Annotated in this window: 14 protein-coding genes; 5 read left to right on the plus strand and 9 right to left on the minus strand. The window is 66.3% G+C overall.

Annotated features, from left to right (window positions below; all coding sequences use genetic code 11):
- Positions 1–116 precede the first annotated feature (116 nt).
- A complete protein-coding gene (gene dapB / locus AC066S_RS12645) occupies positions 117–932 on the plus strand; it encodes a 4-hydroxy-tetrahydrodipicolinate reductase (protein ID WP_126256915.1) in 816 nt (271 codons plus the stop codon).
- A gap of 20 nt (positions 933–952) precedes the next feature.
- Entirely contained in the window at positions 953–1,576 is a 624-nt protein-coding gene (locus AC066S_RS12650) for a 2,3-bisphosphoglycerate-dependent phosphoglycerate mutase (protein WP_126256916.1), read from the plus strand.
- A 154-nt stretch (positions 1,577–1,730) separates the two neighbouring features.
- Here the strand turns inward: AC066S_RS12650 and AC066S_RS12655 are convergent, their stop codons facing one another.
- Positions 1,731–2,627: a methylated-DNA--[protein]-cysteine S-methyltransferase gene (locus AC066S_RS12655; RefSeq protein ID WP_128921140.1), complete on the minus strand. Its 897-nt coding sequence runs from the start codon at positions 2,625–2,627 to the stop codon at positions 1,731–1,733.
- A gap of 55 nt (positions 2,628–2,682) precedes the next feature.
- On the minus strand, positions 2,683–3,213 hold the full coding sequence (locus tag AC066S_RS12660; RefSeq protein WP_126256918.1) for a DUF2244 domain-containing protein: 531 nt from the start codon (positions 3,211–3,213) through the stop codon (positions 2,683–2,685).
- Positions 3,214–3,235: 22 nt separating this feature from the next.
- On the opposite strand from AC066S_RS12660, the gene nth reads away from it, so the two are divergent.
- Positions 3,236–4,033: an endonuclease III gene (gene nth, locus AC066S_RS12665; protein WP_135170106.1), complete on the plus strand. Its 798-nt coding sequence runs from the start codon at positions 3,236–3,238 to the stop codon at positions 4,031–4,033.
- A 24-nt stretch (positions 4,034–4,057) separates the two neighbouring features.
- Here nth and AC066S_RS12670 read toward each other — a convergent pair whose 3' ends face one another.
- The 3 genes from AC066S_RS12670 to AC066S_RS12680 form a co-directional block, all read right to left on the minus strand.
- Positions 4,058–4,798: a sulfate transporter family protein gene (locus tag AC066S_RS12670; protein WP_126256920.1), complete on the minus strand. Its 741-nt coding sequence runs from the start codon at positions 4,796–4,798 to the stop codon at positions 4,058–4,060.
- A 271-nt stretch (positions 4,799–5,069) separates the two neighbouring features.
- Positions 5,070–5,516: a nickel-responsive transcriptional regulator NikR gene (nikR, locus tag AC066S_RS12675; protein ID WP_135170105.1), complete on the minus strand. Its 447-nt coding sequence runs from the start codon at positions 5,514–5,516 to the stop codon at positions 5,070–5,072.
- Positions 5,517–5,603: 87 nt separating this feature from the next.
- The gene (locus AC066S_RS12680) at positions 5,604–8,057 is read right to left on the minus strand and encodes a heavy metal translocating P-type ATPase (protein ID WP_135170104.1); all 2,454 of its coding nucleotides are present in this window, start codon (positions 8,055–8,057) and stop codon (positions 5,604–5,606) included.
- Positions 8,058–8,121: 64 nt separating this feature from the next.
- On the opposite strand from AC066S_RS12680, the gene AC066S_RS12685 reads away from it, so the two are divergent.
- Entirely contained in the window at positions 8,122–8,397 is a 276-nt protein-coding gene (locus AC066S_RS12685) for a metal-sensitive transcriptional regulator (protein ID WP_126256923.1), read from the plus strand.
- Positions 8,398–8,658: 261 nt separating this feature from the next.
- Here AC066S_RS12685 and AC066S_RS12690 read toward each other — a convergent pair whose 3' ends face one another.
- Positions 8,659–9,633: a YiiX/YebB-like N1pC/P60 family cysteine hydrolase gene (locus AC066S_RS12690; protein ID WP_478269833.1), complete on the minus strand. Its 975-nt coding sequence runs from the start codon at positions 9,631–9,633 to the stop codon at positions 8,659–8,661.
- Positions 9,634–9,825: 192 nt separating this feature from the next.
- On the opposite strand from AC066S_RS12690, the gene AC066S_RS12695 reads away from it, so the two are divergent.
- Positions 9,826–11,211: a flavin monoamine oxidase family protein gene (locus AC066S_RS12695; RefSeq protein WP_478269834.1), complete on the plus strand. Its 1,386-nt coding sequence runs from the start codon at positions 9,826–9,828 to the stop codon at positions 11,209–11,211.
- A gap of 233 nt (positions 11,212–11,444) precedes the next feature.
- Here AC066S_RS12695 and AC066S_RS12700 read toward each other — a convergent pair whose 3' ends face one another.
- From AC066S_RS12700 to AC066S_RS12710, 3 genes are read right to left on the minus strand one after another with little or no spacing between them, the layout of a single operon-like run.
- Entirely contained in the window at positions 11,445–12,215 is a 771-nt protein-coding gene (locus AC066S_RS12700; protein ID WP_478269835.1) for a sulfite exporter TauE/SafE family protein, read from the minus strand.
- Between the two features lie 55 nt (positions 12,216–12,270).
- Positions 12,271–14,679 (minus strand): phenylalanine--tRNA ligase subunit beta, encoded by a 2,409-nt coding sequence (pheT, locus tag AC066S_RS12705; protein ID WP_478269836.1) that lies wholly within the window; start codon positions 14,677–14,679, stop codon positions 12,271–12,273.
- Positions 14,676–15,140: an endonuclease domain-containing protein gene (locus AC066S_RS12710; protein WP_478269837.1), complete on the minus strand. Its 465-nt coding sequence runs from the start codon at positions 15,138–15,140 to the stop codon at positions 14,676–14,678. The genes pheT and AC066S_RS12710 overlap by 4 nt, the downstream gene beginning before the upstream one ends.
- Between the last annotated feature and the right edge of the window lie 19 nt (positions 15,141–15,159).

Raw genomic sequence — 15,159 nt, forward strand, 5'->3', positions numbered from 1 at the left:
GCGCGCGATCGACCCTCCCCCTCCAGGGGAGGGTAAGAGCGCATTCGTCCCCCCGATCCCCCTCGGTTGCCGGAACTGCCTCCCCCCGCTACAACGGCGGCGAAGAGGATCACACCATGTCCGACATGCGCTTGATTGTTGCTGGGGCCGGCGGCCGGATGGGCCGCGCGCTGGTGCGGGCGATTGCCGAGAGCAAAGGCGCGGTGCTGGCGGGCGCGCTGGAGGCCCCCGGCTCGGAGCTGCTCGGCAAGGATGCCGGCGTGCTCGCCGGCCTGCCGGCCAACGAGATCAAGCTCTCGGCCGATCTCTGGGCGATGTCGAAGGAGGCCGACGGGATCCTCGACTTCACCGTCCCGGCCGCGACCATCGCCAATGTCGCGATCGCGGCCGAGCGGGGAATCGTCCATGTGGTCGGCACCACCGGGCTCTCGATGTCCGACAACGCCGTGATCAAGAGCGTCACCAACCGCGCCATCGTGGTGCAGTCGGGCAATATGAGCCTCGGCGTCAACCTGCTTGCCGCCGTGGTCAAGCGCGTCGCCAAGGCGCTCGACCAGAATTTTGACATCGAGATCGTCGAGACCCATCACCGCATGAAGGTCGATGCACCCTCGGGCACCGCGCTGATGCTGGGCCAGGCCGCGGCGGCCGGACGCGGCGTCACCCTCGACGACCATTCCGAGCGTGGCCGCGACGGCATCACCGGCGCGCGCAGGCCGGGCAATATCGGCTTTGCCTCGTTGCGCGGCGGCACCGTCGCCGGCGACCACAGCGTGACTTTCCTCGGCCCGTTCGAGCGCCTGACGCTGTCGCATCAGGCCGAGGACCGCATGCTGTTCGCCCACGGCGCGCTCAAGGCGGCGCTATGGGCGCATGGCAAGGCGCCGGGGCACTACTCCATGGCCGACGTGCTCGGCCTGTCCGACATCTGAACAACACGGAAAAGCAGTCAATGAGCGAACGTCTTCTCGTGCTCGTGCGCCACGGCCAGAGCGAATGGAATCTGAAGAACCTGTTCACCGGCTGGAAGGATCCCGATCTCACCGAGCTCGGCGTTAAGGAAGCCACGGAAGCCGGCCGCAAGCTGAAGGCACAGGGCCTCGTGTTCGACGTGGCCTTCACCTCGGTGCTCACGCGCGCGCAACACACGCTCGACATCATCCTCGGTGAGCTCGGCCAAGAAGGCTTGCCGACCTCGAAGAACCTCGCGCTGAACGAGCGCGATTATGGCGATCTCTCCGGCCTCAACAAGGACGACGCCCGCAAGAAATGGGGCGAGGAGCAGGTGCTGATCTGGCGCCGCTCCTACGACGTGCCGCCGCCCGGCGGCGAAAGCCTGAAGGACACGCTGGCGCGCGCGCTGCCGTACTACGTGCAGGAGATTCTGCCCGGCGTGCTCAACGGCAAGCGCACGCTGGTCGCCGCCCACGGCAATTCGCTGCGCGCGCTGATCATGGTGCTGGAAAAGCTCTCGCCCGAAGGCATCCTGAAGCGCGAACTCGCCACCGGCGTGCCGATCATCTACCGCCTCAATGCGGATTCGACCGTAGCCTCGAAGCTGGATCTGGCGGGTTAGACTCGCGGCAAACGCGGTGCCGTAGGGCGGGCAAAGCGACTTGTCCGCCATAGCTCGAAGAGCGACGGCGGAAGCGTGCCCACGTTGCGTCAGTGGTTCGAGAAAGATCGTGGGCACGGCGCTATGCGCCTTTGCCCACCCTACGGCATCTCGGCTACTGCATCCCCAGCTGTCCGGCTTCCCAGCCGAGCATCGCCTGCTTGCGGGTGATGCCCCAATGATAGCCGGTGAGGGTGCCGCTCTTGCCGAGCGCGCGGTGGCAGGGCACGACGAACGAGACCGGGTTCTTGCCGACCGCCGCGCCGACGGCGCGCGAGGCCTTCGGGCTGTTGATGTTGCAGGCGATGTCGGAATAGGACACCGCGCGGCCCATCGGGATTTTCAGCAGCGTCTCCCACACCCGCACCTCGAAATCGGTGCCGATCATCACCACGCGCAGCGGCTGGTCCGGCCGCCACAGCCTGGTGTCGAAGATGCGCGCAGCCAGCGGCGCCGTGCCCTCGTGGTCTTCGACATAGGTGGCGTTCGGCCAGCGCCGCGTCATGTCGGCGAGCGCGACCTTTTCCTCGCCGTGGTCGGCGAAGGCAAGCCCTGACAAGCCGCGATCGGTCGCAATCACGATCGCGGTGCCGAACGGGGAGGGATGAAAGCCGTAGCGCAAGGTGAGGCCGGCGCCGCCGTTCTTCCATTCGCCCGGCGACATCGCTTCGTGCGTGACGAAGAGATCGTGCAGCCTCCCCGGGCCCGACAGGCCGGAATCGAGCGCGGCGTCGAGAATGCTCGCGGAGTCCCGCAGCAGGCCCTTGGCGTGGTCGAGCGTCAGCGCCTGCATGAAGGCCTTCGGCGTGATCGAGGCCCAGCGGCGGAACAGATGATGCAGCTCATCCGGGGTGACGCCGGCCGCATCGGCCATCGCCTCGATGGTCGGCTGGGCGCGCCAGTTTTCCGAGATGAAGGCGATCGCCCGGCGCACCGAATCATAGTCGCGCAGCGCGGCGTTCTGGGGGCCCGGCTTGGTCAGGCGCTGGTCGTGTATGGCGAGTGTCATCATGACTGGAAATGTAGGAGAGGGGCGGCTGGTAAACCACCCGATTTCCGATGCGACATCAGCTGATCGGATTGTAGGTCGGCCCCCGCTTGGCGGCATTGAGCGCCTCAACCAAGCCTTTGTAAAAGCTTGCTTTTTCCTCCGGCCCCAGGAACCTCGCGATCTGGATCTGGCGGCCGCGCGAGATCAGATAGAGGTGCTCGATGCCAAAGTCCTCGTCGACCTCCATGTCGAGCCGGACCCAGAGCGGATTGAACGTCCATTCGGCGACCTGGCCGCGATGGCTGATGCGTCTCACGCGCAGTTCGGAGGCGGTGACCGTAATCTCCTCGCGGGCTCGGGCGGTGCGGAAATTGGCCTTGAAGGCCCACCACACCACGAGCACGTCGAGGCCGAAGAAGCCGAGCACCGGCCAGGCGCCCTTGATCAGGAAGGCGAGACCCGTGGCAAAGCTGACCACGCTCAGGAACAGCATCACGGCGAGGAAGCCGGTGCGGTTCAGCGAGCGGTGCGGCGTCAGCAGCGCGGAGAAGATCTGCACTTCGCGCTGTTCGGGATCGCCGCGCTCAATTTCGTTGCCTGCGCTCATCGTCCGTCAGTATATCCCGATCATGGCGAAAATCACCCGCAAGCCGGCGCCGCGCAAAGCGCCCGTGCCGAACAAGAAGGCAAAGGCTGTCGTTGCGAAGCCCAAGCCCGTCAAGACCAAGCCCCTCAAGACACCGGCTCCGGCGAAAAAATCGCTCAAGGCCACCAAGCCCAATTTCTCAAGACCTTGGACGCCGGCCGAGGTCTACGACGCCTTCAGCCGCTTCCACAAAGCCAATCCGGAACCGAAAGGGGAGCTCGAGCACGTCAATCCGTTCACGCTGCTGGTTGCCGTGGTGCTGTCGGCGCAGGCGACCGATGCGGGCGTCAACAAGGCCACGCGCGCCTTGTTCGAGGTCGCCGACACCCCGCAGAAGATGCTCGACCTCGGCGAGGAGCGCTTGCGCGACTACATCAAGACCATCGGCCTCTACCGAACCAAGGCGAGGAACGTGATCGCGTTGTCGGCAAAGCTGCTCAGCGAGTTCGGCGGCGAGGTGCCGCGCACGCGCGCCGGGATCGAGTCGCTGCCCGGCGCCGGCCGCAAGACCGCCAACGTCGTGCTCAACATGGCCTTCGGCGAGCACACCATGGCGGTCGACACGCACGTCTTCCGCGTCGGCAACCGCACGGGGCTGGCGCCCGGCAAGACGCCGCTGGAGGTCGAGCTTGGTCTGGAAAAGGTGATCCCGGCCGCGTTCATGTTGCACGCGCATCATTGGTTGATCCTGCACGGCCGTTACACGTGCCTCGCACGCAAGCCGCGCTGCGAGGTCTGCCTGATCAACGATCTCTGCCGGTGGCCGGAGAAGACGGTCTGAGCGACGGCTCCGCGCCGGGCGCCGTTACCGCATCTGCCGCGCCGGCGCGATCAGCTCCGGCCGCGGGCCCGACAGCCGCTTGTGCATGTGGACCATGAAGGCCATGGCGAAGATCGGCGTCGCCAGATTGACGATCGGGATCGAGACAAAGGCGGCGATGAACAGGCCCGCGGTGAAGATGGTCGCGGCATTGTCGCGCCGCATCGCCTTGGCTTCCTCCGGCGGGCGGAAGCGCATCGCCGCCAGCTCGAAATATTCGCGGCCCAGCAGCCAGGCCGTGGCGAGGAAGAAGATCAGGAAGCCGGCGCCGGCGAACAGCACCAGCGGCAGCGCGGCGAGATAGATCAAGATCGTCAGCAGCGCGGTCTTGATGCCCTCGAGGATGGCCTGGCTGAAGGGCAGCGCGACGCCCGGCTGCTCGGCGGGGTAATGCTCGCGCTCGACGATGTCGGCAACGTCGTCGACGAACAGGCTCGCCACCAGGGAGGTGATCGCGGGCATCAGGAAGATGCCGCCGAACACGACGCCGAGGCCCGCCGCGATCGAAACGATCCAGGAGAGAATATCGATGGACGAATGCCAGCCGGGTCCGAGCAATTCCTCCAGCCAGACCGCCCCGGAGGTTGCGAACCAGCTGAGCAGCCGCTGCAAGCCGATCGCCAGCACGATGATCAGCACGAGCGCCAGCCCGATCGATCGCCACAGGATCGAGCGCATCGGCGGCGAGATCATTTGCGACAGCGCCTTCACGGCGGCATCCAGCATGGGAGATCCTCTCAGGTCAACACTTCGCGAGAGGTAGACACCCGATGCGGCTTCGGCAAGGGCGGCCGGGCCGTTGCGAAGGTGGCGCGATTTCTTGCTTACCCTCCCCTGGAGGGGGAGGGTCGATCGCGCGCAGCGCGAGCGGGGTGGGGTGACGGTCTCTCCGCGACGAACAGTGCCCGAGTGGAGAGATCACCCCACCCCGTCACGCGATCTCGCTTCGCTCGATCACGTGCCGACCCTCCCCCTCCAGGGGAGGGTAAGATCCAGCCTAGTCATGCTTGTGCCCTTGCTTGCGCGCCTTCGCCTGCTTGCCTTCGCCGGTCGGGATCATCACCACGCGGCCGTAGCGGACCCCGCGTTCGGCGATGATGTGGTCGGCGAAATGCTTGACCTCATCCGCCGACCCCTTCAGCGCCGTCATCTCCATGCAATTGTTGTCGTCGAGATGGACGTGCAGGGTCGCCAGCGCGAGGTCGTGATGGCCGTGGAATTCCTGCACCAGTCGTTTCGACAGATCGCGGGCGGCGTGGTCGTAGACATAGACGAGACCGGCAACGCATTGGCCGGTCTGCGCGGTGTCCTCGGAGCTCTGCTGCAGGCCGGCACGGGCGAGGTCGCGGATGATCTCGGAGCGGTTCTGGTAGCCGCGCGCCTCGGCTGCGGCGTCGATCTCCGCCAGGAGGTCGTCCTCGATCGTGATCGTTATCCGCTGCATCGGCCCCTCTCGCGCGTCTCGCTCAAACCGCTCCTGCGCAGCCCGGATGGGGCGTAGCGCCATCCGGGGCGATTTGGCGAGCTTGCGTCACAGCTGCGTTGCGCGCAAGCGCAGCGCATTGCCGACCACGCTGACCGAGGACAGCGCCATCGCCGCCGCGGCGATGATCGGCGAGAGCAGCAGGCCGAAGGTCGGGTAAAGGATGCCGGCTGCGATCGGAATGCCGGCGGCATTGTAGATGAAGGCGAAGAACAGGTTTTGGCGGATGTTGCTCATAGTCGCCTGCGACAATTTTCGGGCGCGGACGATGCCGACGAGATCGCCCTTGAGCAGGGTCACGCCGGCGCTCTCCATCGCGACATCCGTGCCGGTGCCCATGGCAATGCCGACCTCGGCGGCGGCCAGCGCCGGCGCGTCGTTGACGCCGTCGCCGGCCATCGCGACGATGCGGCCGGCCTTTTGCAGCCTGGTCACCACCGCGCTTTTCTGGTCCGGCAGCACCTCGGCCTCGACCTCGGCGATACCGAGCCGGCGAGCCACCGCTTCCGCCGTGGTGCGGTTGTCGCCGGTCAGCATGATCACCTTGATGCCTTCGGCAGCCAACGCCTTCAGGGCCTCCGGGGTCGAGGCCTTGACCGGATCGGCGATCGCGAACAGGCCGGCCAGCCGGCCCTCGACGGCCATGTTGATCACGGTGGCTCCGTCCTGGCGCAGCCGCTCGGCCTCGGCGTCGAGTGCCGTCGTGTCGATGCCGATCGAGGCGAAATATCTGGCGTTGCCGAGCGCGATGGTCTTGCCGTCGACCTTGCCGGTGGCGCCCTTGCCGGTCGGCGAGTCGAAGTGCTCGACCGGGCCGAGCGCAAGCTGCTTCTCCTTGGCGGCACGCATGATCGCGTCAGCCAAAGGATGCTCACTGGCGCGCTCGACGCTGGCCGCAAGCCGCAGGATGTCGTCTTCCGCAAAGCCGGAAGCCGGCACGATCGCGACCACCTTGGGCTTGCCCTCGGTCAGCGTGCCGGTCTTGTCGACCACCAGCGTGTCGATCTTCTCCATCCGCTCCAGCGCCTCGGCGTTCTTGATCAGCACCCCGCCTTGCGCACCGCGGCCGACGCCGACCATGATCGACATCGGGGTCGCCAGGCCCAGCGCACAGGGGCAGGCGATGATCAGCACGCTGACGGCGGCGACGAGGCCGAAGGCGAGCCGCGGCTCCGGTCCGAACCAGGCCCAGGCGGCGAAGGCCGCCAGGGCGACGACGATCACGGCGGGCACGAACCAGCCGGCGACCTGATCGGCCAGGCGCTGGATCGGCGCGCGCGAGCGCTGCGCATCCGCGACCATCTGCACGATCTGCGACAGCAGCGTCTCGCGGCCGACCTTGTCGGCGCGCATCACGAAGCTGCCCGACTGGTTCAGCGTGCCGGCAATGACCTTTGCGCCGGTTTCCTTGGTGACCGGCATGGATTCCCCCGTCACCAGGGATTCGTCGAGCGAGGAGCGTCCCTCGAGGATGATGCCGTCGACCGGCACCTTCTCGCCGGGACGAACGCGCAAGCGGTCGCCGGCATGAAGCGTATCGATTTCCACCTCATGCTCGCTGCCATCGGCGTCGACGCGTCGCGCGGTCTTCGGCGCCAGTTGAAGCAGTGCCTTGATCGCGCCCGAGGTGGCGTCACGTGCACGCAGCTCCAGCACCTGGCCGAGCAGCACCAGCACGGTGATGACGGCGGCGGCTTCGAAATAGACCGCGACCGCACCTTCATGGGCGCGGAACGTAGCGGGGAATATCTGCGGCGTGACGGTGCCGAGGACGCTGTAGACATAGGCAACGCCCGTGCCCATAGCGATCAGCGTGAACATGTTGAGGTTGCGCGTCAGCAGCGACTGCCAACCGCGGACGAAGAACGGCCAGCCGGCCCACAGCACCACCGGTGTGGCGAAGGCGAGCTGGATCCAGTTCGACAGCGTCGGGTCGATCCAATTGTGCGGACCCGCGAGATGGCCGCCCATCTCCAGCACCACCGCCGGCAGTGACAGCACGCCGCCGATCCAGAACCGCCGTGTCATGTCGGCGAGCTCGGGATTGGGGCCGGTCTCCAGGCTCGCGACCTCGGGCTCCAGCGCCATGCCGCAGATCGGGCAGCTGCCGGGACCGACCTGGCGGATCTCCGGATGCATCGGGCAGGTGTAGATCGTGCCCGCGGGCATCTCGGGCTCGGGTGCCTTTTCCTTGGCGAGATATTTGGCGGGATCGGCCGCGAACTTGGTGCGGCAGCCGGCCGAGCAGAAATGGAAGGTCTCGCCGTGATGGGCGAGGTGGTGCTTCGAGGTCGCGGGATCGACGCTCATGCCGCAGACAGGGTCTTTGACCTTCGTCGCGCCCTCACCATGGTCGTGCGCGTGGCCGGCGTGGTCGCCGTGTCCGCCGCAGCAGGAGGACGCCGCCGGCTTGGCCGCTGCCGCCTTGGTCACTTCCGTTTTGGCTGAGCACCCGCATCCGGAATGTCCGCCCGCGTCGTGATGATGCCCGTGTTCGTTCATAGCCCTGCTCCGGCGCCTGTACCCGGGTCTTGCAACCCATACCCGGTAGGGGTATATAGACCGCATGCGCAAGGACATCAAGGCATCTGTCGGAAAACGCCTCGGCCGGATCGAGGGTCAGGTTCGCGGCCTCTCGAAAATGGTAGAGGAGGACCGCTACTGCATCGACATCGTGACGCAGATCTCGGCGGTGCGGGCCGCGCTACGCCGGGTCGAGGAGGAAATCCTGAAGGATCACGTCGCCCATTGCGTCGAGCACGCCATCGCGAGCGGCGACAAGGTCGATCAACGCGCGAAGATCGCGGAGCTGATGGCGGTGATCGGACGAGCGGAGCGGTAGGTCTTCACCGTCTTTGCGAGGAGCTCTTGCGACGAAGCAATCCAGACTGCCACCGGGGAAAGCAGTCTGGATTGCTTCGCTACGCTCGCAATGACGGCTGTTGAGGCGAGATCGCACTCCAAACTCAGGTGTCGTCACTGCGAACGCAGGGACCCATAACCCCAGGGAGAGGTTTGGCGAAGACTTGTCGTTCGGTACTGCCACCGCCGCTCTCGATAGATCACGCGGTATGGGTCCCTGCGTTCGCAGGGACGACGGTGGCTACGCCGCTCTCTCGCGCGCACGGCTACGCCGCCTCGGGCCGTACATCGCCAGCTTCTTCAGCAGCGCGACATGTCCGGAGACGCTCTCGGCCACCGCAGCCTGCACGTTCACTTCTTCAGCCGGAATCTCATCCGGCGCCTCCTGGTCAATCGCCTCAGGAACGAGCGGCGGCGCACTGATCGTTTCTGGAAACACACTGAATGTGCCCGCTACCTCCTCGAGCGGCTTCTGCATGTCGGCCCAGTGCAGCGCGGTGTAGTCGAACCCGTGCACGATGGTGGGTTTGACGACCTCGAAATAGGGCGAGATGTCGAAGTCGCGGGGCATGTAGAGCGAGGAATCGCGGATGTGCAGGATCTCCCGGCGCGCTGCGCGGCTGCCGGCCTTGGTGATCTTGGGCAGGATCGGGTAGCGCACGGCATCGAACGCCTGCGCGATCAGCGCCGAGCAGATGATCTTGGTCGGATCGCCCGAGCCGATCGCGATCATGCGCCGGCGCCAGCGCTGCGGTATCGGCATCGGGAACAGATAGCGCATCAAGTCGACGATGTTCTTGGTGTCGTAGCCGAAGCCGATGCGGTTGATCGCATAGCGGCAGACCGTGGTGCGATCCTCATAGGACAGCCCGACCGGGCGGCAGACGCGGGTGTGATACGGGAAATATTTGGACAGCGGCGCGGAGGTGACGCCTTCGCCGATATTGGCCTCGATCAGCACATGCGGCTCGCCATCGGGCTCCGCGGCGCCTTCGACCGGGCCGACATAGAGCGCGGCGTGCGACCAGGTCGACTGGGTCAGATATTTGATGATGCCGGAGATGCGATTGTTGCCCTCGACCAGCAGCACGTCGCCGGGCTCAATGACGCCGCGCAGGTGCTCCGGGTCGCTCGGCGTGAACGGCTCGTAGCCCGGCACCTCCTTGGAGAGGTACGCGGCAATCAGCTTGCCGACTGAATCCAGGACCGTCCCCATCTCAAACTCCCCCCACGGCCTTTTCCGGCCGTCTTTTTCCCTTCTCTATCATGGTCCGAACGTGTTGCAATTCGGTTCATCGCTCCGTGAGGTCAAACACGATTGATTCACCGTGATGGTTGCCGTGCAACATCAGATGCGGCAAGGTTCGCTGACTGTTCCCGTCCGCCGCAAGTCCTCGGAAACCATGACATGACAATCACGCGCCGCGGTTTCCTTGTCGCGTCGGGGGCTCTTGCCGCGGTGCCGGTCCTGCGCGCCAACGCGGCCAACCTGCCGCGCGAGGCCGACATCGTCGTGGTCGGGGCGGGGGCCGCGGGAATCGCGGCGGCGCGGCGCATCATGGCGACGGGCCGCAAGGTGGTCGTGGTCGAAGCGGCGTCCCGGATCGGCGGCCGCTGTCTCACCGACAGCACGACCTTCGATACGCCGTTCGACCGCGGTGCACGCTGGATGCACAATCCAGATACCAATCCGATGATCCGGCTGGCGCGCAGTGCCGGGCTCGACGTGCTGCCGGCGCCGTCCGGCCAGAAGATGCGGATCGGCCGCCGCAACGCGCGTGCGGGCGAAACCGAGCAGTTCCTGGCGGCGCTGGTGCGCGCCAACCGCGCCATCGACGAGGCGGCGCGCGGCAAGCTGGATACCTCCTGCGCGTCGGTGCTGCCGAAGGATCTCGGCGACTGGGCTGGCGCGGCCGAGTTCTTGCTGGGCGCGGGCTTTGCCGGCAAAGACCTGAAGGAGCTGTCCGCGATCGACAAGGGGCGCGCGCAGGACCGCAACGCGGCGATCGCCTGCCGTCAGGGCCTCGGCACGCTGATCGCCAAGCTCGGCGAGCAGGCGCCGGTGGCGTTGTCGACGCCGGCGAGCCGAATCGCCTGGAGCAACCGCGACGTCAGCGTGGAGACGCCAGCCGGCAAGATCGCCGCGCGCGCCGTCATCGTCACGGTCTCGACCAACGTGCTGACATCGGGCGCGATCAAGTTCACGCCCGACATCCCCAAGCGCACGCTGGACGCGGCGGCAAAGCTCGGCCTCGGCAGCTACGATCGCATCATGCTGCAATTGCCGGGCAACCCGCTCGGCCTGTCGCGCGACGATATCCTGATCGAGCAGAGCAACTCGACGCGCACGGGGCTGATGTTCGCCAATATCGGCGGCTCCTCGCTCTGCTCCATCGATGTCGGCGGCGCATTCGGCCGCGAACTTTCCGAGCAGGGCGAGAAGGCGATGGTGGCCTTTGCCAGGGAATGGATCACGAAACTGTTCGGCAGCGAAGCTGCAGCCGCGGTGCAGAAGACCAGCGCCACACGCTGGAACGCCTCGCCTTACGTGATGGGCGCGATGTCGGCGGCGTCCCCCGGGGGCCAGCTCTCGCGAAAGGTTTTGGCGGAGCCGATCGGCAATGTGTTCCTCGCGGGCGAGGCCACCCATGAGACGCTGTGGGGCACCGTCGACGGCGCCTGGGACAGCGGCGAGCGCGCCGCGGACGCGGCCTTGCGCAAGATCGGCGCGCTCAAGGACGACCCCGCCGACGTGCCGACGCAATCGACGAAGAAGCGGCGCGTGCCGCGGTAGTAGGGATTCGTCCAACTCCACTCAGCCGATCCCACGCTCTCTCCGTTCCCTCCCCCCTTGTGGGGGAGGGTCAGGGAGGGGGGCCACACGGGGATTCTTTCCATCACGAACGGGCTTTTGATGCCCAACGACGGGCACCTTTTCCTGGGCTACCCCTCTCCCTAGCCCTCCCCCACAAGGGGGGAGGGAACGCACCTACGTCCGCGCGCCAGCTGGGTCTCATCCCGTGAGGCTTACCGCAACACCCCGTCCAGCACCGGCAGCCCGGCAATCACCGCCATCGCGATCAGCGCGTAGCAGATGCCGCGAAATACTTTCTCGCTGGCGCGTCCGAACAGCGAGGCGCCGAACGCGACGCCGATCGCATAGACCGGCCCGACGACCAACGAGAGCACCAGCGATTCGCGCGAGATCAGGCCTGTCGTCGCATAACTGACCATCGAGAAGAAATCCGACGCGCCAAAGAACAGAACGATGTTGGCGCGTGCGACGATCGGTGCGATCGGGCGGCCGAGCCAATAGCCGACGATCGGCGGGCCGCCGGTCTGCGCGAGGCCGCTGCAGAAGCCCGAGAGACCGCCGATGCCGACCGAGAGCCAGGCGTGGTCCTTGCCGCGATAGCGCCAGCCCGACAGCAGCAGAAGCAGGAGGGCGGCGACGAAGCAGGAGATGATCCAGCGCGTGGTGACGGGCTCGAGCACGCTGAGGAAATAGGTGCCGACGGGCACGCCGACCAGCGCGCCCAGCACGATCACTGCAGTGGCCCTGCGGTCGGCCTTCCGCCATGCGTCGGGGAGCAGCGGCGCGGCCGCGACGAAATCGATGACGAGCAGCAGGGCCGCAACGAGCCGCGGCGCTGCGATGCTGCTCGCCAGCGGCATGAAGATCAGCGCCGAACCGAAGCCGGAGAAGCCGCGCGCGGTGCCTGAAACGAAAGCGACGGCGCAGAGCGCCATCGCAATGGTGAGGCTGACATCCTTCGGGAGAAAGTCGGCGAGACTCATGCTTGTCGATTCTGGAGCATGATGTCGTCCGAAAACCGCTTCACACTTCTCGGCATCATGCTCTCAGAGTACCGCCGGTCTTCTTCGTGACTTCGGCCACGATCTTGGCGCCGACGGCCTCGATCTCCTGGTCGGTCAGGGTCTTCTCGCGCGGCTGGATCGTCACCGCGATCGCGATTGATTTCTTGCCGTCATCGATGCCCTTGCCCTCGTAGACGTCGAAAACGTTCACGCCGGTGATCAGCTTCTTGTCGACGCCCTGCGCGGCGCGCACGATATCGCCCGTCTTCACGGTGCGATCGACGATGAAGGCGAAATCGCGCGACACAGGCTGGAACGCCGACAGCTCGATCACCGGCTTGGCGCGGGTCGGCTTCTTCTTCGCCTCGGGGATACGGTCGAGGATCACCTCGAACACCAGCAGCGGGCCGTCGGCGCCGAGCGCCTCGAGCGCGCGGGGATGCACTTCGCCGAAATATCCAAGCACGTTCTGCGGCCCGATCTGGATCGTTCCGGAACGGCCCGGATGCAGCCAGGACGGTCCACCGGCGACGATCTGCAGCGCCTGCATCGGCGCACCGGCCGCGGCCAGAACCGCCAGCGCGTCCGCCTTGACGTCGAACACATCGGCCTGCGCCGCGCCCGACCAGTGCCGCCCCAGACCTTCGGACGAAGCAAAACCGCGGCGAACGCCGCTTGCCGCCGTGAACTGGTCCTGCGGGCGATCGCCCCTGAAGATCTGGCCGACCTCGAACAGCGCGACATCGCTCATGCCGCGATTGGCGTTGGCCTGTGCCGCAGCGATCAGGCCCGCGAGCAGCGTCGGGCGCATGTCGGAGAGATCCGACGCGATCGGGTTGGCGACCTCGAGCTCGCGCTGGCCGCCGCCGAACAATTCTGCCGCAGACTTCGTGATGAACGACCAGGTCACCGCTTCGATGATGCCGCGGCTTGCAAGCGCGCGCTTGACCCGGCGGGTGCGCAGCTGTAGCGGCGTCAGCACCGGCTTGCGCGCGTCCTCGCCGCGCTCGAACGGCGTCATCGGCACCTTGTCGACGCCGAAGATGCGGACGATCTCCTCGACGATGTCGGCCTTGCCGTGGACGTCCGAGCGCCACGACGGCACGGCCACCTTCACGACCGGTCCCGGGCCCGCCATCATGAAGCCGAGATGGGTCAGGATGCGCTTCATCTCTGCTTGCGGCACGTCGATGCCGGAGAGACGCTTGACCTCGGTGAGGGGGAATTCGATCACGCGGTCGTCGCCGAAGGATCTGCCGACCACGACGTTCTCGGACGGCGTGCCGCCGCACATCTCCATCACCAGCTTGGTCGCGAGCTCCAGCCCCGGCACCATGAAGGCCGGATCGACGCCGCGCTCGAAGCGGTAGCGCGCGTCCGAATTGACGCCGAGCTTGCGGCCGGTCTGCGCGATGTTGATCTCGTTCCACAGCGCCGATTCGATCAGCACGTCGGTGGTGGTCTCGTCGCAGCCCGAGGCCTCGCCGCCCATGATGCCGGCGAGCGATTCGACGCCGTGCTCATCGGCGATCACGCAAATAGCGGGATCGAGATTGTAGGTGCGGCCGTCGAGCGCGAGCAGCGTCTCGCCGTCGCGGGCGCGGCGCACGACGAGATTGCCCTTCACCTTCCTGGCGTCGAACACGTGCAGCGGACGCGCGCGGTCGTAGGTCATGAAGTTGGTGATGTCGACCAGCGCATTGATCGGACGCAGGCCGATCGCGGTCAGCCGCTTCTGCAGCCATTCCGGCGACGGGCCGTTCTTGACGCCGCGCACGAGGCGAAGCGCGAAGCCTGGGCAGAGCGTGGAATCCTCGACCGTGACCTTCACCGGGCACGGGAACTCGCCCTTGACCGGCTTGATCGTGGGATCCCTAAACTTGCCCATGTCGGCGGCGGCGAGGTCGCGCGCGATGCCGTGCACGCCGGTGCAATCCTGCCGATTCGGGGTCAGGTTGATCTCGATCACGGGATCGCCGAGCGCGGCCCATTCCGCGTATCCGGCACCGATCGGCGCATCCGCCGGCAATTCCATGATGCCGTCATGGTCGTTGGAGATCTGCAGCTCGGCCGCCGAGCACAGCATGCCGCGGCTCTCGACGCCGCGGATGGTGCCGATGCCGAGCGTGATATCCTTGCCGGGAATGTAGGTGCCGGGCGGCGAGAACACGCTGACGAGACCCGCACGCGCATTCGGCGCGCCGCACACCACCTGCACCGGCGCGCCACCGTCGCCGGTGTCGACCATGCAGACGCGCAGGCGATCCGCATTCGGATGCTGCTCGGCCGAGATCACCCTCGCGATGGTGAACGGCTTGAGCGCCTTCGCCTTGTCCTCGATGTTCTCGACCTCGAGCCCGATCATGGTGAGCTTGTCGGCGAGCTTGTCCAGCGGCTCGTCGGTCTCGAGATGATCCTTCAGCCAGGAGAGGGTGAATTTCATGGCTGTGTGCCTCGGCTCTTGTCGGTTGAATTACTTTGGTCGGTGCTAGTGTTCCCTCCCCCCTTGTGGGGGAGGGCCAGGGAGGGGGGTGAGCCGCGGGCTCCGGCGGAAGCTGCCTGGCGGATTGCTTCAACAACTCCCTCAAGATTCGTCATCACCTGATCGTTAGTGAAGCGCAGAACCTTAAATCCCTCGGCTGCGAAGAATGCGTCGCGACGCTCATCCTTCTTCTGACGTTCCTCGAAATCGTGGGATTCTCCATCGAACTCGATGATGAGCTTTGAAGAGAAGCACACGAAGTCGGCGATGTAGTTTCCGATCGGCGTTTGGCGACGGATGCCGACACCATCCATGCGGTTGGCCTTTAGGTAGCGCCACAGCAGTGTTTCGGCGCGCGTCATCGCGCGGCGAAGCTGTTTCGCCCGGCTGCGCTGACGCTGGCTCACAACTGCGTGCGGCATCCGCGGCTACCCCCCTCCC

Source organism: Bradyrhizobium sp. CFUWI, assembly GCF_056429085.1.

What these genes read in the sequence shown, in the direction of transcription:
- pheT (WP_478269836.1), bottom strand. Translation starts at nt 14,679, where the DNA reads ATGAAATTCACCCTCTCCTGGCTGAAGGATCATCTCGAGACCGACGAG.
- dapB (WP_126256915.1), top strand. Translation starts at nt 117, where the DNA reads ATGTCCGACATGCGCTTGATTGTTGCTGGGGCCGGCGGCCGGATGGGC.
- AC066S_RS12710 (WP_478269837.1), bottom strand. Translation starts at nt 15,140, where the DNA reads ATGCCGCACGCAGTTGTGAGCCAGCGTCAGCGCAGCCGGGCGAAACAG.
- AC066S_RS12695 (WP_478269834.1), top strand. Translation starts at nt 9,826, where the DNA reads ATGACAATCACGCGCCGCGGTTTCCTTGTCGCGTCGGGGGCTCTTGCC.
- AC066S_RS12680 (WP_135170104.1), bottom strand. Translation starts at nt 8,057, where the DNA reads ATGAACGAACACGGGCATCATCACGACGCGGGCGGACATTCCGGATGC.
- AC066S_RS12660 (WP_126256918.1), bottom strand. Translation starts at nt 3,213, where the DNA reads ATGAGCGCAGGCAACGAAATTGAGCGCGGCGATCCCGAACAGCGCGAA.
- nikR (WP_135170105.1), bottom strand. Translation starts at nt 5,516, where the DNA reads ATGCAGCGGATAACGATCACGATCGAGGACGACCTCCTGGCGGAGATC.
- AC066S_RS12700 (WP_478269835.1), bottom strand. Translation starts at nt 12,215, where the DNA reads ATGAGTCTCGCCGACTTTCTCCCGAAGGATGTCAGCCTCACCATTGCG.
- AC066S_RS12670 (WP_126256920.1), bottom strand. Translation starts at nt 4,798, where the DNA reads ATGCTGGATGCCGCCGTGAAGGCGCTGTCGCAAATGATCTCGCCGCCG.
- AC066S_RS12685 (WP_126256923.1), top strand. Translation starts at nt 8,122, where the DNA reads ATGCGCAAGGACATCAAGGCATCTGTCGGAAAACGCCTCGGCCGGATC.
- nth (WP_135170106.1), top strand. Translation starts at nt 3,236, where the DNA reads ATGGCGAAAATCACCCGCAAGCCGGCGCCGCGCAAAGCGCCCGTGCCG.
- AC066S_RS12655 (WP_128921140.1), bottom strand. Translation starts at nt 2,627, where the DNA reads ATGATGACACTCGCCATACACGACCAGCGCCTGACCAAGCCGGGCCCC.
- AC066S_RS12650 (WP_126256916.1), top strand. Translation starts at nt 953, where the DNA reads ATGAGCGAACGTCTTCTCGTGCTCGTGCGCCACGGCCAGAGCGAATGG.
- AC066S_RS12690 (WP_478269833.1), bottom strand. Translation starts at nt 9,633, where the DNA reads ATGGGGACGGTCCTGGATTCAGTCGGCAAGCTGATTGCCGCGTACCTC.